The organism is Vibrio sp. SCSIO 43153, assembly GCF_023716625.1.
Taxonomy (GTDB): Bacteria; Pseudomonadota; Gammaproteobacteria; order Enterobacterales; family Vibrionaceae; genus Vibrio; species Vibrio rotiferianus.
This window is the reverse complement of the sequence record NZ_CP071856.1, coordinates 1745680-1765422: the sequence shown is the minus strand read 5'-3', so window position 1 is coordinate 1765422 and position 19743 is coordinate 1745680. Positions and strand designations below refer to the sequence as shown.

Genomic DNA, 19743 nt, shown 5'->3' with positions numbered 1-19743 from the left:
GGCAGATTTAGAGGGTCAAATAATGGAAATGAATATGGTTGAAATTTTGGGTTATGCAGCTTCAATCATGGTTGCAATTTCGCTAACAATGAAAGATATCGTTAAGCTTCGTATTCTTAACTTTGTTGGCTGTGCACTGTTCACCGCTTACGGTCTAATGATTGATTCATGGCCTGTAGTACTGACTAACGGCTTCATCGCGTGTGTTAACGTGTACTTCCTTGCAAAAATGCAGCAGGAAAAAAAAAGCCTAACGCCTGAAAAAGCGTAAAAATTTAGTTTTAAAAAGGCCCGCTAGGTGAATAACCAGCGGGCCTTTTTCGTTCTAACGCATCCGATGCAGAATCCCCACCCTACTCCCAATCTGTATTGGTGGGGTAATACCAATCGTAGTAAATAACCGGTCATTCTAACTTGTCATAATGCTCGATTACTTCGTTTAAAAGTTTGATTGTAGAATAACTACTTATCGAAAATTTCGGCCTTGTTCTCAAGCATTTTTCCTACGCTAATTCTGATCAATTACTGTGACTGGTATAACCTCCTGCTCAAAAGCCAAATATCTAAGGTTGTTATTACTCTTAAAATTAGAACTGGTATGCGGCCGATAACTTATAGTTTCTTCCTGGTTCATAGTCATCCAGCGTGATTCCTCGCGCGGTACCCGAACGAGAGGCATGGGACGTATATAACTCATCAAAGACGTTATCAATACCGAACGTTACTGATAGACCATCGATATTGGAAGGCACCCATTGGGCATATAAATTATGCACGTCATAGTTGTCTTTTTTAGGCTGACCATCAAAGACGTTGTCTTCTTCAAGAACAAACATTGAGTTCCAACCAAAGATGGTTTCTAGCGAATCAGATTGGTAATCCAACGTCAGCGAGATGCTGTCACCCATATCAATACTGCGCCCATTGCCGCCGGCTACTGGACCGCCAGTATCTTTGTTTTTGGTGTCTGACTTAGAGTAAGACAGTTTGCTGCCAAAGCTTTCGAAACCGTAGAAGGCGCTAGCTTCGAAGCCTTTGATTTCCACATCACCTAAATTGTAAATAAGATAAGTTTGAGTATCGCGTTGGTACTCGTCAGCAATGTAGTTATCAATATCTGTTTGGAATACCGTCAGATTTGCACCAAAGGAGTGCTCATCCATGCTCTTATTGAAACGCACACCACCTTGTGTGTTGAGTCCCGTTTCTGGCTTCAAACCATCTTGTAGATACGCCACATCTTGGTAAGCGATAAAGGTTTCCATTAATTCTGGTCCTTTAAATAGCGAGCGTGAACTAGCGAATAGTGTCCAATCTTGCGTTACCGCCCACTCCGCTGCGAGCGACCAGGTCACTTCATCGTAATCGTTGTCCCCCGTTTCCGCTTTACGCTGATAGTCATCAAAACGCAAACCTGCAGTAATAGAAAGAGCATCAGAAATGAAAATTTGGTCCTCAACGAATAGCGCTGTAGAAACCGCTGATTCAGACATGAACTTACTTCTACCGTAGTAACTCTCTGACGTCTTATCCATGTAATCAAGACCGTATGTCGCACGGTGGTCAAGGTTACCCAACGTCACCAATGATTGGAATTTTGCACTTAAGCCTACGTTCCGGTTTTTTGCGGTGTTTTCCGATAATCGATTAGCTGGCCAACGCGGTGCCATCACTGATTCATCACGTACAACTTCAGTCTCGGTATTGTAAAGCGTCACGTCACCTTGATGTTGCTCACCGCGCAACTCATAACTCAGAGTGACCGTGTCACGATCGTAATCCGTCGGAACCAGTAGGTTATTGGATAGACCATTGTTCGCACTGCCCGACATATCAGGGCGCGGGTTGTAGTCCCCACTGTCACGGTACATGTCGTAAGAGATTTCAAAGCGATGGATGTCGCTAAACTCGTACCCTAGTTTGCCTAATATGTTATAAACGTCGCCCTCGGAACCAAAGGTTTTATTGCCATCGCCATCGTCAAAGTCATCTCGTGTTACGTAATGGCCGTAGACCATCGCGTCCACGTTTTCAGACAGCAATCCATAAAGCGTTAATGAGCCCTGTTGATTGTCGTTGGACGCATAACCACCATACACGCGCGCACCAAAGTTTTCATCGTAACGCAGTAGATCACGTGCATCTTTAGTTTCAAAGTACACCGAACCACCAAGACCACTTTGCGTCACCGAGTTATTACCTACTTGGATATCCGCGGACTTGAGAATATCTGGGTTAAGAGTCAGGTTGCCAATATGGTGGAACATGTTGGCGTGCTGCGATGCACCGTCTAAGCGGATATCAAGGTCGGTTTCACCTAAGCCACGAATCGTAATGCGTTGGTTGACAGAATGCGTCCCACCAACATCAACACCCGGAATCTCACGCAGCAAATCGGACATATGGTCCGCTTGTTTTAATGACATGTCGTCGGCAAACATGGATTCAGTATTGCTGGATACTTTAGTACCCCAAACAACGACCTCTTCGAAATGAGAATCTTGGCCTTGGGCTAAAACTGGATGAGCAAGTGCCATACTTACCGCCAGGCATAGGCTTGAAAGCTTAATTGGTGAGCGAACAGGGCTTTCCATAAACGTCTTCCTAAATATAAATGATAATAATTCTCACGTATGATAGGGTCGCTAATGATAAATAAAAAGACGAATCACTTATGCAAAATCGCCTAGGTGTTATGAGGAAACGTCAAATGACGGAAGAGACCAAAAAAAGAACTAGAATTGCCAAAGTAGCTATAACTAAAAAACTTGAGGGTACAGAAACGCAGTACATCGTAAGTCAAGGGCAAAGCCGTCAAACGCAACTGGCAGAAGGAAGCTTCTTCTCCTATCAGTACAATGACCAGATTTTTGTCCATGGTGGAGGTTGCATAGAACTCGTAGATTCTCATATTGTTTCTACTGCTCGTCCCGCCATGCTGATTACCATTCTTTTAGAAGGCAAACTCTCATTTGGCTACGACGATCTTAAGTTCGATTTTGATGCAAATTCATCGCCGCAAGGTGTCGTTGTGAACTTGACCAAACCTGCAAATTTCCACCGTTCGCTTATCCAAAATAATCATATGAACAAGATCAATATAGCCATCAAACCCACATGGTTAGAGTCGAGAATAGAAGGCAGTATTGATCATCAACGCTTTATTGAAACGCATAACGCCTTTTATCAACTAAAGCTTAACTCGGCAGTCATTGATCTTATCCTTACACTCTCTCGGCGTGAGCCTCCAGTCAACGTAAAAGAACGCCTAGAAGTTGAAAGTCTAATCTACCAAGTTGTCACCTATGCGATATGCCAAATGCCCGACGAATACTGTAAAAAATCCGAACAGAAGAAACATTCGGTCGATGCTCGAATTGAAAATATCATTAGCTACATTGAAACACACCTTGAAGAAGAGTTGAGTTTAGAACGTTTAGCTGAGGAGTTTTCGATGAGTGTTTCAAATCTCCAACGCCGCTTTAAACAGTCGCTAGACATGACGGTTAATGGTTATATACGCCATCGCCGCTTAGAGATTGCGCGTCAAAACTTGGAGCATGGGCTCATGTCTATAACTGAAGCCGCTTATGAGGCTGGCTACCACCACCCATCAAACTTCACGAGCGCATTTAAGAAAGTATTCGGTGTTGCGCCTCATGAAGTGGTTAATAGCCACTAAGAAAGGACTGGCTCGTGTAAAGCCCTTTGGGTCAAACAACACTTGAGGTTATACTCGCGATAAAGGTTATCTGAAACACAGAGGTCATCATGAATATTGGTGCAGTGGCCAAATTAACGGGCCTATCATCTAAGTCCATTCGTATGTACGAAGATAAAGGTATTATCTCGTCACCAACACGCAGCGACTCAGGCTATCGCGAATATTCGGAAAAACACATTCAAGAACTCAACTTGGTTTCTCGAGCAAAGAACGCAGGTTTCTCACTACAAGAATGCAAAGAGTTCGTGCAATTGGCACACAACCCAAACCGTAAAAGTAGCGAAGTAAAAGCACGAACCATGGACAAACTTCATGAAGTGGAGCAAAAAATAGCCCACTTATTGGAGATTAAAAAGCAGTTGGAAGGCTGGGTTTCTTCTTGCCCAGGGGATGCAAACAGCCGCTGCCCGATCATGGACGAGCTCACCAAGTAAGCTCGCCAGCATTTGAATAGTCACTTAGTGGTAAGTACACATACGCTTACCATTAAGCTCGATGATATTAAAAGGTGTCTCGTAGATATCTTCTAACGTGGATGCCTGAATCACCTCTTCAACCCCGCCACTTGCAACCACTTTTCCCCTCTTCAAAGCAAGGATCTCATCGGAATAACAAGCCGCAAAGTTAATATCATGAATCACTACCACCATGGCTTTGTTCATATCGTGCGCAAGACGCTGAACCACTTTCATGATCTGCAATGAATGCTTGATATCGAGGTTGTTCAAGGGCTCATCAAGAAAGACATAATCCGTATCTTGGGCAATCACCATCGCAATGAACGCCAATTGTCGTTGACCCCCACTCAATTCATCTAAGAACTTATCTTGGATTTCTTTCAGGTCTAAGTAATCGATGGCTCGGTTGATTAGCGTGTGATCATCTTTGTTTAGGTTACCTTTCGAATACGGGAAACGTCCAAATGAGACCAACTCTTTGACAGTAAAACGCATCGTAATCGTGTTTGCTTGGCGTAGCACCGCCAACTTTTTCGCGAGCTCTTTGGTGTCCCATTCAGCAATCTCTTTGCAATCAATTATGACACTCCCGCCATCTCGATCGGTCAATCGCGATGCCATCGAGAGCAAGGTACTCTTCCCTGCCCCATTAGGGCCGATAATCGATGTCACTTTCCCTTTTTCAAATTGGGTATCGGCCTCATCAACCACTTTGTTGCAACCAAATGCTTTAGTAAGTTTATCTATAACAATCATGTTTATGCGACTTTGTTTTTTAGCAGTAGATACAAGAAGTAGATACCACCAATAAAGTTAATTACTACGCTCAGCGTCGTTTCGAATGAAAATAGGTTTTCAATAATCCATTGCCCTGAAAGCAAGGCGCAAATCGCCATCAAAGAGCAACCAACCAACAAGGTTCGATGCTGGTAAGAACGGAACATTTCACGGCTCAAATTCGTCACCAACAAACCAAAGAACATGATGGGCCCAACCAATGCAGTAGAAATAGCGATGAGCACCGCAGAGAGAACAAAAACGTTGCGCGTTACTTTTGGCACATCCACACCCAAGCTCTTTGCATTGTCTTGGTCGAGCCAAAACACATCGAGAGTGCGATGCATGCGATACAGTAACCAACAGGCAAATAGCAACATTGGTGAGCTTAGGTATACCAAATTCACCTTTACATTGTTAAAACTCGCGTACAGTTTAGATTGCACAAATGCAAAGGTATTTGGGTCCATCAGAAGGGAAAAGAACACGGCAATATTGTTGAACAATTGCCCAAAGATTAATCCGACCAAAAGCAACGTAATAAGGTTGCGTCCACCTTTTGAGAAATAGAACCCAAACAACAACAGTGAAAAGCCCACCATCACCAATACCGCAATGGAGAAGTTGATATATACATTGAGTACCAGAGCACTCAAGCCACCAAACAGCAAAACAATGAGAACCTGTGTTAATACATACAGAGCATCAAACCCCATTATGCTTGGGGTGAGGATTCGGTTATGGGTAATCGTTTGAAATACCAACGAAGATTGAGCAATCGCCACACCAGCCAACACCATGGCCAATACTTTAGGCACGCGTCGTGACAGGAAGTACTGGTAGTTGTCGTCGGTTAAGCCAATACCGATGAACAAAAATGCGAAAAGCAGCGCTATGGCCGCCAATAAAAGAAGTTTATTGGAATCACGCACTTTGCTTACCTCGCAACAACATCGCGATAAACACAACACCACCCAATATACTGATCACAATCGAAATCGGCATTTCATGAGGGAAGATGATCACTCGGCTAACCAAGTCACACGCTAAAACGAGAATCGCCCCATACATAGCAGTAAGCGGGATATTGCGTTTAAGATTATCACCGTAGAAGTAACTGACTAAGTTTGGCACGATAAGTCCAAGAAACGGCAGTTGACCAACGATCATCACCACACTGGCTGACATTACCGACACCAAAAGTACGCCTAACGTCACCACTTGCTGATAGTTAAGACCAAGGTTTACCGCAAAGTCTTTGCCAATGCCCACAGCAGAGATACGAGCAGCAAACAGGTAACTTAAAAGCGCGACAGGCACAGCAATATAAAGCAGCTCAAAATCCCCGCGCAGAATGTTAGCAAAGTTTGCGACACTCCAAGCTGAAAGGCTTTGCAGCGCATCGTATTTGTAGGCAATGAAAGTAGTGACAGCATCAACAACGTTGCCAAAGATGATTCCGACGAGAGGCACAAACACCACACTTTTGAACTGAATTCGTTGAATGAACTGAATGAACACTAAGGTGCCCAAAATGGAGACAGCGAAAACAAGCCACAGTTGTTCACCATTGCCAAAGAACACAACACTCATGACATAACCGAGCATGGCGCATTCAATGGTGCCTGTCGTCGAAGGTGCGGCGAATCGGTTTTGACTAATTTGCTGCATCACTAATCCAGCGATGCTAAGCCCTGCCCCAGCAAGGAGAATGGCAAATAAACGTGGGATCCGACTCGTAAAGAAAAGTTCTAGTGCCTTTGCATCGCCTGAAAACAACTGTTGGGGTGTCATATTTGCCACCCCAACAAACAACGATGTGACGCTTAGAACAACAAGAACAAGCAATAACTTTTTCAAAGTTAACCTCAGCGTACTTCGCTTACAGATCGATGGTGTGTTTAATTTCACTCACCATCTTTTCCGTTGCAGTTACACCGGACATTGCTAAGTACCAAGCATCCACGTCTAGGAAAGTAATTTTCTTGTTCTTATAAGCCGAAGTCGCTTTAACCAGATCGTTATTCAGCGCTTTTGCTAAGTCGTGATCGGATTTTGCGTGCAAAGAGTTTCTATCAATGACTAAGATGTTCTTTGGATTGGCTTCACGAATAAACTCATAAGAAATAACGTCGCCATGTGTTCCTGTTTTCAGGTTTTGTACGGTTTCCTTAAAACCAAAGTCCGTATAAATCGCGCCAAAGCGAGATTTCGCGCCAAATGCACTGATGTTGTCACCAATACTTAGAATCGTAAGCGCATCGTTATTATGAGCTTGGTTATAGTCACGAATCGCCTTGAACTGAGCGTCTAAGTTTTCGATCTTTTGTTCAACCTTGCCTTCAATATTGAAGATCTTGCCAACATTGCGCCATTGCGCTTTTGTGCCCTGCCAATAATCTTCGTTCTCACCTGATGCAAAGACAACCGTTGGTGCAATTTCACTAAGCTCGTCGTATTTTGCTGAACCTCGGGGTCCAACCAAAATCAAGTCTGGCTTTTGCATATAGATGGTTTCGAAATCCGGTTCGAACAAGCTACCTGCAGAAGTGTAATTGTCTTTACCGTACTTAGAGAGATATTTAGGCAGGTGGGAAGCGTTAGATACCGCCACAGGATCAATACCGAAACTATCCAAAGTATCGAGTGGACCAAAGCCAATTACAACCACGCGCTTGGGTGATTGCTCAATTTCTGTTGTTCCCATGTAGTGATCGATTTTGACGGTTGCAGCAAAAGAAGGTGAGATTGTGAGCAGCGAAATAAGAGCCGCACTGACGAGTTTTTCCATTATTTTAGCCTTAAATGAGATCTATTATCATGCGCATTCGCAATATATCGTTACTCATTCAGGCATTCAACCGATTATTTAACAACGTTACATTCGTTACACTTCTTAATTGGCTCAATAAATCAACGAATTACTCTACACCTATATAGAATTTGAGACGATAAGCGCAAAGTTATAATTTTAGTATTTATCACATTAGCGTTATTTTATACTACTTTTAAACAACTCATTAAAAAGGACTAGAGAATGAAGAAGTTAGCATTAGTTTTATTTGTAGCAGCACAACTGATGGCGTGTACTGAAGTGGGCAGCGAGGCATGGTGTAATGACATGAAAGAGAAACCAAAAGGCGATTGGACTGCCAACGAAGCTTCTGATTTTGCTAAGCACTGCGTTTTCTAGACTAAATAAACGCTAAATGATCTTATACCCAAGTAATCTTGAGATGCTTGGGTATGTTCCGAAACAAACAAAGTACGGTAGTCCGCAGCTTCGCTATATAGACTTGCTCATTGCGGTTTATTCGTAGGCATCAAGAAAGGCTTTTAGCGCTACTTCATCGACAATCTCAAGCCCCTGCTCACCTTTTCTAATCAGACCTTTGTCCATCAGATCTTTTACTGCACGGCGATAAACCCGACCTGAAGTACCAAATCGTTCTGCCTCTTGGTTTACCTTGCCAAACCCACCTAGCATTGTATTGGTCTGCTTTTGCACCAGCAAATCATAGGCGATATTGTAAGTGATAGGATGCAATAGTCGATTGGTATAGATATCCATCGAGTCTTGATAATCTTCCGCTAATGCAGAAGCAAAAAAGAACATCATTTCAGGGTGTTTGTGTAATGCTTCTGTGAGAAGGTTTAAACAAATCACATCCACCTGAAGGTGCTCGTCTGCAATCACATTCCACTGGCAGGCGGTTTTGGTAAAAAACTCCATTTCACCAAAAACATGATAATCACAGTTCGCTTCACCTAGCTGAAATCTACGTCCGTTCGCCGCGAGAATACTCATTGAAACACGACCCACAGGAACAATGTATAAGTAGTCTAACTTTGCACCTTGCTGAAGGATCTCCTGACCAGCATCAAAGTAACGAGTACTGATTTGGCATTGATAAACAAGGTCTTTAAACGCTTTGCTTTGATCACTAAGGAAAGATTTGAAACGCCCCGTTGAGTACGGACTAATTCTCATAACGCCGCCATATTGTCTGAGCTATAACACGTAAACGATACATTCTACGTATTTGGGAGAACGATGTCGCGATAAGAATCAGCCGTATCTTGTACTGCACTTTTCCAAAGCGAGAACACACCCTATTAACGGTTCATTGGTCGCTATCAGTTTCGAGTCATCAACGCTTCTAACGCGGCAATGGATGCAAGCTTCTCACCATCCATCATATCTCGCTCAGCATCGACATACTGCCCTACACCTTCTTTAACATCCTGTTGGTACAGAACAACATTATTGAGGATAGAGGCGGTTTCGATACCACGTAATCTGCCTACGGTGAATAGAGCAGAAGTTTCCATATCAGCGCCTAGCACACCTTTACTATTCCAGTATTGGCAAATTCGCTCCTCATCGTCGGTATAAAAACTATCATGAGAGCGTACAACACCACGATGATATGTGACCCGCTGGTTATTTAAAAAGCGTTCAAAGCTGGCAAGTAACTCGAAGCTTGCATAAGCGGGAAATGACGGTTCGACATATGACTTAGAGCCTCCTTCATCGCGTACAGCCGCTTCGGCTACGATCAACTCACCAAGCTGAATGCCTTCTTGCATCGCACCCGCGGAGCCTACACGAACAATATGTGTCACACCGCATTGCTTTAACTCCTCTACTGCAATAATCATAGAGGGTGAGCCAATGCCGGTACTGCAAATAGAAACAGGTTGACCTTTATAAGTGCCAGTAAAGACGCGGTATTCTCGGTTCTCAGCGACCAATTCTGCTTGTTCCAATAAAGATGCAATACGATTAGCTCGATTTGGTTCACCGCAAACAATAACTCGTGGTGCAACCTGTGTTTTATCGACACAAATATGTGGTTGTTTACTCACTTTGAATCCTTAAGCTTTAATACAAATTAACTCAAGGCAGTTTAGGAGCTTTGGACAATAAAAAAGGAGGACTTTTGTCCCCCTAATTTCGCGATTGATCATAATTCGGCATTAACCGGATGCAATCCCTAATTTAAGCCTTAAATCTATTTGTGCAGGACACTGTTTCGCTCCACGAGTGTTGGCTCTAGTTGCACTACATTCGGCTCTTTAGAATAATTTTCGAGTTTAGTCAGTAAGGTTTCGACTGCGGCTTGACCCAAGCGATACTTGGGCTGGTGAATAGTAGTGAGTGACGGAGACATGAATTTTGCGATATGAATATCATCATATCCGATAATCGAAAGATCATCAGGAATTTTGATTCCAAGCTCATTTGCTGCATTAATTACGCCCATCGCCATCATATCATTGGATACAAAAATCGAGCTTGGTAGCGGACCGCGTTGAACCATTTTCTTGAGGGCTTGATAACCACCTTCACACTCAAAATCGGACTCCACAATCCAGTTGGCATTGAAATCCAGTTCAGCTTCAATCATTGCACGCTTATAGCCTTCATAACGCATTTGCGCTTGGTGCTTAATTAATGGCCCCGTGATACAACCAATCTCTTTGTGGCCGCAGTCGATAAGGTATTTAGCAGCCAGATAACCACCACGAAGCGAGTTATCTTGAATCTTATCGCTCGTGAACAACATTGGCCCCCAATCCATCACTACAACCGGAATGTCAGAGTAACGCTCGAATACATCAATGCGCTCCCCTTCTAACGATGAACACATCAAAATAAGCCCATCAACGCGCTTCTGTAGCAACGTATTGATGGAGTCGCGCATGCGTTCATTATCGCCTTCAGTGTTACACAGGATCAGGCTATAACCTTTGTGGTAGCAACTGCGCTCAACGCCTTTTACGACTTCACCAAAGAATGGGTTTGTTGAGGTAGTCACCAACATACCAATGGTTTTGGTGCGGTTGACTTTGAGGCTACGCGCCAATGCTGAAGGCGCGTAGTAATTAAGCTCTTGGGCAGCGTTGTTGACTCGTTGTGAGATCTCTTCGCTGACAAAGCGAGTTTTGTTAATAACATGGCTCACAGTTGAAGTGGAAACCCCTGCCAGTTTTGCGATGTCTTTCATCGTTGCCATGCTATTTCTCCTTTTGATTATTGTTGTTCAAGGAACTCCTCAACCTCTTGACGGGTTGGAATCGAAGTTTGCGCGCCAAAGCGAGTCACAGAGATCGCTGCTGCTGCATGAGCAAACTTAATCGCTGATTCTAAAGGTAAGTCTTCCAATAAACCAGTGACGAATGCCCCATTAAACGTATCCCCAGCTGCGGTCGTGTCCGTTGCCTCTACGCGGAAACCAGGAATGATTTCACCACGGCCATTTTGACTCAGCCAAACACCTTTTGCCCCGAGCGTAATCATCACAATTTCGATGCCCTTTGAGTGCAGAATATTTGCCGCCTCTTGCGCGCTATCATCGTCAGTTACGGTCACACCAGTTAGCACTTCGGCTTCCGTTTCATTGGGTGTGATAACATCAATGCAAGACAACAGCTCATCTGACAATTCACGTGCTGGCGCAGGGTTGAGAACCACGTTAGTTTTGGCATCCTTCGCGATTCGCGCAGCTTTCTCGATGCCACACATTGGCGTTTCCAATTGCATCAACAGGTATTCTGCCTGACGAATGCGCTCTAAATCGGGTTCAATCGCTTCTGCGGTAAGTTTGGCGTTCGCTTCGGCGGAGATACAAATGCTGTTCTCACCGCTGTCTGCTACTTGAATCATGGCAATGCCAGTTGGGCAATTAGGCTGCATCTTCACACCAGTGATGTCGATGCCATCCATTTTGAAGTTCTCACGAATGTTGATGCCGAACGAATCGTCACCCACACACGCAATAAAACCGATTTCTGCGTTTAATCGAGCTGCTGCAACAGCTTGGTTGGCACCCTTGCCACCTGGGATAACTTGATAGTTGCGACCATGTAGCGTCTCGCCAGGGCGAGGGAAAGAAGGCACTTGAAGAACATGGTCAGCGTTTACACTACCTAACACCACTAACTTATTCATACGGTATCCTCGGTTCTGATTGAACCCTTTATATTTGAACAGGAGTAATAGGTTTACGCTCTTTGAAAAAACGTAAGCGTATTACGATTCAACTAGATTTAATTTGTAACTTAACGCTTTCATTGTCTGGAATGACCCAACACACTCATTGGGTCATTCCGTTACTTCAACAAAGAGAATCACTGAGTCGGGCGCTAAACTTACTTAGTCACGACTTTAAGCGGAACAGGAATGTACTCCTCAACCTTCTCACCTTTCAATACTTTGTCGGCCGTTTCTACGCCCAAAGCACCAATAAGATCTGGCTGCTGCGCGATGGTTGCTGCGAGCTTGCCACGGTTAACTGCTGCAATGCCGTCGTCAGTACCGTCGAAGCCGACGATAAGTACATCTTTACCTGATGCCTGAACTGCGCGAAGCGCACCCAGTGCCATCTCATCGTTTTGAGCAAATACCGCTTGAACGTCTGGGTTCGCTGCAAGCAAGTTTTCCATTACGTTTAGACCTTTAGTACGGTCAAAATCCGCAGGTTGGCTTGCTAGTAGATCCATGTTGCTACCCTTCACTGCTGTCATGAAGCCTTCACCACGCTCACGCGCCGCAGACGTACCAGCAATACCTTCGAGTTGGATGACTTTCGCTTTCTCGCCCACTTTTTCCATGATGTAGTGACCCGCCATTTCGCCACCAACTACGTTGTCAGAAGCGATGTGGCTAACCACTTCACCACGGCTTGCACCACGGTCAAGTGTCAATACAGGGATCTTAGAACGGTTCGCCATACGAATCGCGTTTGACACAGCGTCTGAATCTGTTGGGTTGATCAGAATCGCTTTTACACCGCGTATCGTCAGGTCTTCGATGTTTGACAGTTCTTTACTCGGGTCGTTTTGCGAGTCCAGTACAATCAAGTCGTATCCCAGTTCTTTCGCTTTAGCTTCTGCACCGTCTTTCATCGTTACGAAGAACGGGTTATTTAGCGTAGAAACTACAATCGCCATGGTATCTTGAGCTTGCGCCGCTACCGATACGGTTGAAGAAAGAAGTGCAGCAGAGATAAGAGTTGCGAGTTTTTTCATCGTTCTAGTCCTTTGTGTAGGGTGAGCCAGCACACGTCCTCTGGCTCGGTTTGTATTCAGGATTTAGCTTTAATGTATTAGTTGTTATGGATTACTTGTTTTTGTTGTCTACCAGTACCGCTAGCAAGATAACCACTGCTTTCGCAATCATTTGGTAGTAAGAAGAAACATCGAGTAGGTTCAGCGCATTGTTCAAGAAGCCGATGATTAAAGCACCAATCAAGGTACCCATGATGCGACCTTTACCGCCCATCAAGCTAGTACCGCCAAGAACAACCGCTGCGATAGCGTCTAGCTCGTAGCCCATACCCGCAGTTGGCTGTGCTGAAGACAGACGAGACGTCACGATAATGCCTGCAAGCGCTGCCAACATACCGCAAATTGCGTATACACCGATCTTCACACGATCAACATTGATACCAGAAAGGCGCGTTGCTGATTCGTTGCCACCAAGTGCGTACACATAGCGACCAAAGCGAGTGTGGTTTAGTAGATACCATGCCGCAGCAAAGACAATCACCATCAACCAAACTGGAACTGGGATACCAAGAGCGTAACCTGTACCGAACCATGCAAATGCATCTGCAGTATCAGTAAAGCCTGTTGAGATAGGTCGACCGTCTGTGTAAACCATGGTTACACCGCGCAGTAACGTCATGGTAACCAGCGTTGCGATAAAGGCTTGCACCTTACCTTTGGCAATGATGATACCGCTTATCGCACCCAGTGCCGCACCAGCAAACAATGCTGTTGGAACCGCGATGAGTACTGGCACTTCTAGCGCAATCATGCTCGCTGCGAAGGCACCACATAACGCAAGTACAGAGCCTACGCTTAAGTCAATACCCGCTGTTAATATAACCAGTGTCATACCCACTGCGATGATCGCGTTGACAGAGGTTTGACGCAAGATATTAAGAATGTTGTCTACCGTAAAAAAGTTCGGGTTTAAAAATGACACGACAACAATCAAAAACAGCAGTGCAATCAATGATTTTTGCTCAATCAGCCACTCTTTGGTGAACAGCTTCTTGCTGCCAGTTTCGTTTGGTTTGCTCATGGTATTAGTACTCATGCTGCTTCCTCATTCATTCTCTTGCCTACGGCACAAGCGAGTAGTGTTTCTTGGTCGGCGTCTTTCGCATCAAATTCGCCTGTAATTCGACCTTCATGCATCACCATGATACGGTCACTCATGCCTAGCACTTCGGGCATCTCAGATGAAACCAAGATGATGCTCATGCCGTCGGCTTTAAATTTGTTGATCAGCTGATAGATTTCTTTCTTCGCCCCTACGTCGACACCGCGAGTAGGCTCATCCAGAATCAGAACTTTAGGTTTGGTCATCAACCCTTTCGCGATCGCCACTTTCTGTTGGTTACCGCCAGATAGGTTGCCGATAATTTGGTCACGCGTTGGCGTTTTGATGTTGAACAGTTTGATGAAATCTTCTACCGCCATGACTTCTTCGCCATGTTGGATTTGGAAACCTTTGGTGAGCTTATCCAACGCACACAGAGACATGTTCTCTTTCACGGATAACCCCAGCACCAAGCCATCGCCTTTACGATCTTCAGAGATGTAAGCAATGCCATTCGCCAAGCCATCTTGTGGGCTAACCGGGTTAATGGTCTTGTTATCTAAGTTGATGACACCACGCTCACTTGGTAATGCACCATAAATCACTTTCATTAGCTCAGTACGACCTGCGCCCATCAAGCCCGAGACACCAAGAATTTCTCCGCGTTGAAGGGTGAAGTTGACGTCGTGAACACCAGAACCAGTCAAGCCAATCACTTCGAGGCAAACATCGCCGTGCTTCACATCGATACGTGGGTATTGCTCTTCCAACTTACGGCCAACCATCATCTCGATCAGTCCGTCTTCATTGGTGTCTTTCACTTGGCATTCGCCAATGAACTTACCGTCACGTAGCACGGTAATGTCATCACAGATTTCAAAGATTTCTTTTAGGCGATGCGAGATATAAACAATACCGCAACCTTGGTCGCGAAGCTCGTTGATCACTTTGAACAGTGATTCCGTCTCTTTATCGGTTAGTGCATCGGTTGGCTCATCCATGATGATGACTTTAGATTCGAAAGACAGCGCTTTGGCAATCTCCACCATTTGCTGCTCACCAAGGCTCAAATCACCAAGCAACGTTTTCGATGAGTGCTTTACATTAAGGCGCTGAAGCAATTTGTCTGCTTCTTCGTACATCTTGCCCCACTGAATACGACCCATCGTGCCGGTAAATTCACGACCTAAATAGATGTTTTCAGCAATTGTCAGCTCAGGGATCAGGTTCAGTTCTTGGTGAATGATACTGATGCCCGCTTCTTGAGAGTCACGCGGACCTTTAAACGCCGCTGGCTGACCTTGATATTTAATGCTTCCCGCATCCATGTGGTAGATGCCCGTAAGCACTTTCATCAAGGTCGACTTACCTGCCCCGTTCTCGCCCATTAACGCCATCACGCGACCTGGGTAAACATTAAGGCTGGCTTTATCCAACGCCTTGACGCCCGGGAACGCTTTCTCGATGTCGCTGAGTTGTAGAATGGCTTGAGTCATAATTTGTCCTCAATTAGTTGTAGCTTAAAACACCACGCCGGCTTGGAAAATCACATTCGCGTATGGTGTGCACTCGCCTGTTCTAACAACAGCGCGGCTTTGTTCTGTGCGAGCTTTAAAATCTTCATGCGACACATAGTTGATCGCGATTTGTTTGCCTGTTTGCTCACTTTCTTTTGCTAGCTCAGTGATCAGCGCATCATGGTGAACAGGGCTAACTTTTGCGAATTCTTCAGCAATGATGACCCCTTCAATTTGGGACTCAGACAGAATCACGCGAACGGTATCAAGGAAACCAGGAACGCCATGAGTCAACGCTAAATCGATACGTTGAACATGGTCAGGGATTGGCAAGCCCGCGTCACAAATGGTGATTTCATCGGTATGACCCAACGTCGCCACCAAGTAAGAAATTTCTGAGTTAATTAGGGTACTTTTTTTCATCTCATCGACCTTTCGGTTACACGTTCATACAACTATGAGCGTCTCTCTTGGATTAATTTCTATATTGATAGAACACTCATCGAAACGTTTCGATTCAATAATAGAACGATAGGAATAATTGACCAGTCACAGATCGATAAGGTGTGAGAATGATCCGCAATTGAGTACTAACTGATTAAGAAAAGGATAGTGAGGTCACACTTTGCCATCGAAACGTTTCGATGATGAATAACCAGCCAAGAAACAGAGGTTAACGATCATTTCCAAGTCCAGTTTTGTCTCAAATTCAAGAATACAAAGCCCCCTGTTTATAAATCACCCTTCCCTTCACAAATTTACGACATTTGTAAGACTTTGTTTCATATACAACATACAATTCGTTGAAAAATCAATCTATGCAATAAGTGGCTTCTTAATTAGAAGAGAAGCAATGGAAAATTAAAATTATCACCACATGAAACTTAGCAATAGAATCATTTTGCTTGTCACGCCAGTCATATTGCTCAGTGCATTGGTGTCTAGCTATATCATCTACAGCATTCAAAAAGTCACGTTGATAAAACGCGAAGACAGCTATATCCAACTTCAGATGGATCAGCTTGCAGGTCAACTTCGTCAAGCGAATGTGTTTCTTAACAGCTACGCACATACCCTATCAAAAAGTTATGCGGTGTTAGATTATCTAGCCAACCGAGACTCAAATGAACAATCTACTCGTTTAGAAAGCCATTTAGCAGAAACGGTGGAAGTATTAAGCCATGGCTACAACGGCGACACTAACATGGCAATTCTTAACGGCCAAAGCCAAGTGCTGTATTTTCAAGAAAGTACTTACCAGCCCACTGGCGTGCTAGACCCCAAGATTTCAGCGTACGTAACGAAAACCTTTAATAACCAACAGGCCTTTAGCCATACCGGGTTTATCTACAACTCCAGCGGTCAGAGTATCCTATTAAAGTATCAAGTCCTTGATAGCCGTTCCGGTGAAGTAGCGACAACATTTGACCCAGCCTTTAACCTATTCATTGTGGCATCCGTATCACTGGAGTCATTTAATGATATAAAACACGAAATTGAATACGATACCCATAGCGTCATCACCTTTTCTGACAAGCCCATTTATCTCGATATACCATTGGCGCAAACGATAGAGCTGCTACCCGGTTTTTATGCCATTCTCTCGCCCGCGGAATATCTGATGTGGAATAAAGTCGAAAAGGTTTGGCTAGAACTTGCCCTCTCATTTGGTGTCGCTGGCCTCATCACCATCGCATTAATTGTCATCGTCTTATACCTCTATGTTATGCAGCCAATCGCCAAGCTGGATAACCAGCTAACAGACATTGAGAGCAATACGAGAGATAACATCGAAAAACTCAACAGCAATGATGAGATTGGGCGCTTGTCGCAGCGCTTTTTTGACATGTACCAAGAGCTAAGAAAAAGTTATGAACAAACTAAACGCCTTGCTGAAACAGACCAGCTAACGCAACTAGCAAACCGCTCTCGCTTTCAAACCCTAGCCTGTAGAGAACTTGCCTCTTGCACAGACAACCTATGGGTTGTTTATGTCGATCTAGATAATTTTAAGTTCGTGAATGATAAGTATGGTCATGAATGGGGCGATAAATTACTGAAAGCCTTTGCTGGGCATATTCAAAAAGTATGTGCTTTATTCGCTCACAAACACGATAGTACCTGTTTTGGTGCTCGTCTGTCAGGAGATGAGTTTGCCATTCTTTTAAGCAGCAAGCACCAATCCTCTTCCATAGCCGATGAGTTGACCAATGCACTCCTTGAACCGATTAAGAATTGTAATCATCACCATTTTGGTGGGCTACCTGTGACGGCAAGTGTCGGTATCGCTGGATTTCCTCAAGACGGGCAAGATATTGAGAAACTCTTATCTTGTGCTGACGCCGCTATGTATCAGGCAAAGCGTGCTGGTAAAAACCAAGCCTCTTACTATTCCATGGAAATGGATGAAGCCGCCCAGAGAAAAAGCGATATAGAACGCGAACTACGAAAAGAAGATATAGAAAAAGAGTTCCACTTAGTATTTCAGCCATACATGAATAACAAAGCAAATGAGATTGAAGGCCTTGAGGTATTGCTTCGCTGGGATTCACCAAACCTAGGAGTTGTTCCGCCCGCCGAGTTTATTCCAATTGCAGAACAAAGCGGTCAGTTTAACAAGATAGATCGTTGGGTCTTCTCCAACGCGATGCTGGAATACCATCACCTAAAAGAGATTTTCGGCAAAGACATTACCTTATCCATCAACCTTTCGTCAGCTGAGCTAAACTCGCTATCTATGGCGGAATATATACACAAGCATGCCCAGGTAAATTCTGTACCTCCGCAGTGCATTGAGCTTGAGATAACGGAGACGTTCGCAAGTGATCAACAAGGAACAGTGTTACTCGATGAACTTTCTAAACTTGGCTATCGATTAGCGATCGATGACTTTGGTTCTGGTTACACATCATTGACCCAACTGGTTCAATACCCCGTTCAAAAGATCAAGTTCGACCGAGAATTTCTGCTGACCTTAATGCATACCGATAATGAACATGTTATTAAGCCAATCATCGAGCTTTGCCATGCGCAAAACAAAACTGTGACCGCTGAAGGCATTGAACACAACGTAATGCATGAATGGCTTTCTGCTTACCGCTGTGACTTCATGCAAGGTTACTTGTTCGGCAAACCGATGAACAGAGAGCAGTTAGATCATTGGTGGCGCTCTGCAAACGATGTTCGATTTGAAGAGTCAGTCAGTGCATAGGGTGACTTAGGCACAAAAAAGCAGCGTTTTATCGCTGCTTTTTAAGACCATTACATTTGCTTAAGCATATTAAGCGTAATATTGGCGGAGTTATCTGCGGTTGCCTTTTTTAAATCGGAATAAACAATATCCGCAGAACCATCCGCTTTATCAGAAATTGTTCGAATGACCACATACGGCACTTTAAACGCTTCGGCCACTTGACCAAGTGCCGCACCTTCCATCTCTACTGCCATCGCATTGTATTCTTGATAGATGCCCGTCACTTTAACTTTGCTTGCAATAAACTGGTCACCAGATGCAATAATGCCACGATAAACGCTCTCTTTGCCTAAGGTTTCAACCGCCGCATCAAACGCATACTTTTGCAGTGTTTTGTCTGCATAGAAGTAACGTTCTTGATAGTCAGGCAGCAGTCCTCTTGGCATATTAAATGCTGTTAGATCAACATCATGCTGAACCAACCGTGTTGAGACCACTACATCGAGTGGGTCCAACTTAGGATCACTAGCACCAGCAATACCAGTAAAAATAAGTTGGTCAACACCAAAAGATTGAATCAAGAGTGTAGTTGTCATTGCGGCATTCACTTTACCAACGCCCGATTTAGTCACGACAACCGTTTTACCCTCTAACTCACCCGTGTAAAAGCGATGACTACCGATTTTTTTTACTTGTTGGTTTTGGATTTTTGGCAATAGCGCTTCAACTTCTACATCCATCGCACCGACGATACCGATGGTCGAACCTGCAACGGAAGGAAGTGAGTACGCAGCAAGCATTAGAGCAAGAGATTTCTTCAACATGGGAGTCCTGAAATGTAATACGTGTCACCAAAGTGTGACGCGACGCAGATTATACAACACATACCAAACCGAGCAATCGTTTGCATTAGTCAATACATACTGATTGGCTAAGAAATTCTCAATTAATGAGAAAGA

General features: G+C 44.3%; 19 protein-coding genes. 5 read left to right on the top strand and 14 right to left on the bottom strand.

The genetic code is table 11. The features are described 5' to 3' along the window. The first annotated feature begins 22 nt into the window (after positions 1–22). On the top strand, positions 23–271 hold the full coding sequence (locus tag J4N37_RS24200) for a YgjV family protein (RefSeq protein WP_010452360.1): 249 nt from the start codon (positions 23–25) through the stop codon (positions 269–271). Positions 272–587: 316 nt separating this feature from the next. Here the strand turns inward: J4N37_RS24200 and J4N37_RS24195 are convergent, their stop codons facing one another. Continuing rightward, complete coding sequence (locus J4N37_RS24195; RefSeq protein WP_252042635.1) at positions 588–2594, bottom strand: TonB-dependent siderophore receptor; 2007 nt, start codon at positions 2592–2594, stop codon at positions 588–590. Positions 2595–2710: 116 nt separating this feature from the next. Here J4N37_RS24195 and J4N37_RS24190 point away from each other — a divergent pair, with 116 nt between their 5' ends. Further along, positions 2711–3682, top strand: coding sequence for a helix-turn-helix transcriptional regulator (locus tag J4N37_RS24190; protein WP_252042633.1), 972 nt, complete (start codon positions 2711–2713; stop codon positions 3680–3682). Between the two features lie 89 nt (positions 3683–3771). Then, positions 3772–4158: a Cu(I)-responsive transcriptional regulator gene (gene cueR / locus J4N37_RS24185; protein WP_138956257.1), complete on the top strand. Its 387-nt coding sequence runs from the start codon at positions 3772–3774 to the stop codon at positions 4156–4158. A 24-nt stretch (positions 4159–4182) separates the two neighbouring features. Here the strand turns inward: cueR and vctC are convergent, their stop codons facing one another. From vctC to J4N37_RS24165, 4 genes are read right to left on the bottom strand one after another with little or no spacing between them, the layout of a single operon-like run. Next, the gene (gene vctC / locus J4N37_RS24180; RefSeq protein WP_252042632.1) at positions 4183–4938 is read right to left on the bottom strand and encodes an iron chelate ABC transporter ATP-binding protein VctC; all 756 of its coding nucleotides are present in this window, start codon (positions 4936–4938) and stop codon (positions 4183–4185) included. 2 nt (positions 4939–4940) lie between these two features. Further along, a complete protein-coding gene (vctG, locus tag J4N37_RS24175) occupies positions 4941–5891 on the bottom strand; it encodes an iron chelate uptake ABC transporter permease subunit VctG (RefSeq protein ID WP_252042631.1) in 951 nt (316 codons plus the stop codon). Further along, positions 5884–6819: an iron chelate uptake ABC transporter permease subunit VctD gene (vctD, locus tag J4N37_RS24170; RefSeq protein WP_252042630.1), complete on the bottom strand. Its 936-nt coding sequence runs from the start codon at positions 6817–6819 to the stop codon at positions 5884–5886. Before vctD ends, vctG begins: the two co-directional genes overlap by 8 nt. A 22-nt stretch (positions 6820–6841) precedes the next feature. Further along, positions 6842–7750: a siderophore ABC transporter substrate-binding protein gene (locus J4N37_RS24165; RefSeq protein WP_045389056.1), complete on the bottom strand. Its 909-nt coding sequence runs from the start codon at positions 7748–7750 to the stop codon at positions 6842–6844. Between the two features lie 246 nt (positions 7751–7996). Between J4N37_RS24165 and J4N37_RS24160 the strand changes: the two genes are divergently transcribed. Further along, positions 7997–8152, top strand: a complete 156-nt coding sequence (locus tag J4N37_RS24160) for a DUF3012 domain-containing protein (RefSeq protein WP_005452237.1) — start codon at positions 7997–7999, stop codon at positions 8150–8152. Between the two features lie 117 nt (positions 8153–8269). On the opposite strand, the gene J4N37_RS24155 is transcribed toward J4N37_RS24160, so the two are convergent. The 8 genes from J4N37_RS24155 to rbsD all read right to left on the bottom strand — a co-directional run bounded on the left by J4N37_RS24155 (position 8270) and on the right by rbsD (position 16014). Then, on the bottom strand, positions 8270–8950 hold the full coding sequence (locus tag J4N37_RS24155; RefSeq protein WP_252042629.1) for a Crp/Fnr family transcriptional regulator: 681 nt from the start codon (positions 8948–8950) through the stop codon (positions 8270–8272). 146 nt (positions 8951–9096) lie between these two features. Then, positions 9097–9828, bottom strand: coding sequence for a nucleoside phosphorylase (locus J4N37_RS24150; protein ID WP_045389062.1), 732 nt, complete (start codon positions 9826–9828; stop codon positions 9097–9099). Positions 9829–9974: 146 nt separating this feature from the next. Then, entirely contained in the window at positions 9975–10979 is a 1005-nt protein-coding gene (locus J4N37_RS24145) for a substrate-binding domain-containing protein (protein WP_252042627.1), read from the bottom strand. Between the two features lie 17 nt (positions 10980–10996). After that, complete coding sequence (gene rbsK, locus J4N37_RS24140) at positions 10997–11914, bottom strand: ribokinase (RefSeq protein WP_045389065.1); 918 nt, start codon at positions 11912–11914, stop codon at positions 10997–10999. Between the two features lie 200 nt (positions 11915–12114). Then, positions 12115–12993 (bottom strand): ribose ABC transporter substrate-binding protein RbsB, encoded by an 879-nt coding sequence (gene rbsB, locus J4N37_RS24135; protein WP_252042626.1) that lies wholly within the window; start codon positions 12991–12993, stop codon positions 12115–12117. 91 nt (positions 12994–13084) lie between these two features. Then, positions 13085–14068 (bottom strand): ribose ABC transporter permease, encoded by a 984-nt coding sequence (gene rbsC, locus J4N37_RS24130; protein WP_005452248.1) that lies wholly within the window; start codon positions 14066–14068, stop codon positions 13085–13087. Further along, positions 14065–15570, bottom strand: coding sequence for a ribose ABC transporter ATP-binding protein RbsA (gene rbsA, locus J4N37_RS24125; protein ID WP_252042625.1), 1506 nt, complete (start codon positions 15568–15570; stop codon positions 14065–14067). The genes rbsC and rbsA overlap by 4 nt, the downstream gene beginning before the upstream one ends. Positions 15571–15594: 24 nt before the next feature. After that, positions 15595–16014, bottom strand: a complete 420-nt coding sequence (gene rbsD, locus J4N37_RS24120; RefSeq protein ID WP_252042624.1) for a D-ribose pyranase — start codon at positions 16012–16014, stop codon at positions 15595–15597. Positions 16015–16468: 454 nt separating this feature from the next. Between rbsD and J4N37_RS24115 the strand changes: the two genes are divergently transcribed. After that, positions 16469–18802, top strand: coding sequence for an EAL domain-containing protein (locus J4N37_RS24115; RefSeq protein WP_252042623.1), 2334 nt, complete (start codon positions 16469–16471; stop codon positions 18800–18802). Positions 18803–18852: 50 nt separating this feature from the next. Here J4N37_RS24115 and J4N37_RS24110 read toward each other — a convergent pair whose 3' ends face one another. Continuing rightward, positions 18853–19608 carry a 5'-methylthioadenosine/adenosylhomocysteine nucleosidase gene (locus J4N37_RS24110; protein ID WP_010452393.1) on the bottom strand — a complete coding sequence of 252 codons (756 nt, stop codon included), beginning with the start codon at positions 19606–19608 and terminating at the stop codon, positions 18853–18855. Positions 19609–19743: the final 135 nt, after the last annotated feature.

Bases quoted from the DNA above. Each gene is read 5' to 3' on its own strand.
- J4N37_RS24200 (WP_010452360.1), top strand. From the start codon at position 23: ATGGAAATGAATATGGTTGAAATTTTGGGTTATGCAGCTTCAATCATG.
- J4N37_RS24190 (WP_252042633.1), top strand. From the start codon at position 2,711: ATGACGGAAGAGACCAAAAAAAGAACTAGAATTGCCAAAGTAGCTATA.
- J4N37_RS24110 (WP_010452393.1), bottom strand. From the start codon at position 19,608: ATGTTGAAGAAATCTCTTGCTCTAATGCTTGCTGCGTACTCACTTCCT.
- vctC (WP_252042632.1), bottom strand. From the start codon at position 4,938: ATGATTGTTATAGATAAACTTACTAAAGCATTTGGTTGCAACAAAGTG.
- rbsC (WP_005452248.1), bottom strand. From the start codon at position 14,068: ATGAGTACTAATACCATGAGCAAACCAAACGAAACTGGCAGCAAGAAG.
- J4N37_RS24115 (WP_252042623.1), top strand. From the start codon at position 16,469: ATGAAACTTAGCAATAGAATCATTTTGCTTGTCACGCCAGTCATATTG.
- J4N37_RS24145 (WP_252042627.1), bottom strand. From the start codon at position 10,979: ATGGCAACGATGAAAGACATCGCAAAACTGGCAGGGGTTTCCACTTCA.
- J4N37_RS24160 (WP_005452237.1), top strand. From the start codon at position 7,997: ATGAAGAAGTTAGCATTAGTTTTATTTGTAGCAGCACAACTGATGGCG.
- rbsB (WP_252042626.1), bottom strand. From the start codon at position 12,993: ATGAAAAAACTCGCAACTCTTATCTCTGCTGCACTTCTTTCTTCAACC.
- rbsD (WP_252042624.1), bottom strand. From the start codon at position 16,014: ATGAAAAAAAGTACCCTAATTAACTCAGAAATTTCTTACTTGGTGGCG.
- J4N37_RS24195 (WP_252042635.1), bottom strand. From the start codon at position 2,594: ATGGAAAGCCCTGTTCGCTCACCAATTAAGCTTTCAAGCCTATGCCTG.
- J4N37_RS24165 (WP_045389056.1), bottom strand. From the start codon at position 7,750: ATGGAAAAACTCGTCAGTGCGGCTCTTATTTCGCTGCTCACAATCTCA.
- J4N37_RS24155 (WP_252042629.1), bottom strand. From the start codon at position 8,950: ATGAGAATTAGTCCGTACTCAACGGGGCGTTTCAAATCTTTCCTTAGT.
- rbsA (WP_252042625.1), bottom strand. From the start codon at position 15,570: ATGACTCAAGCCATTCTACAACTCAGCGACATCGAGAAAGCGTTCCCG.
- cueR (WP_138956257.1), top strand. From the start codon at position 3,772: ATGAATATTGGTGCAGTGGCCAAATTAACGGGCCTATCATCTAAGTCC.
- rbsK (WP_045389065.1), bottom strand. From the start codon at position 11,914: ATGAATAAGTTAGTGGTGTTAGGTAGTGTAAACGCTGACCATGTTCTT.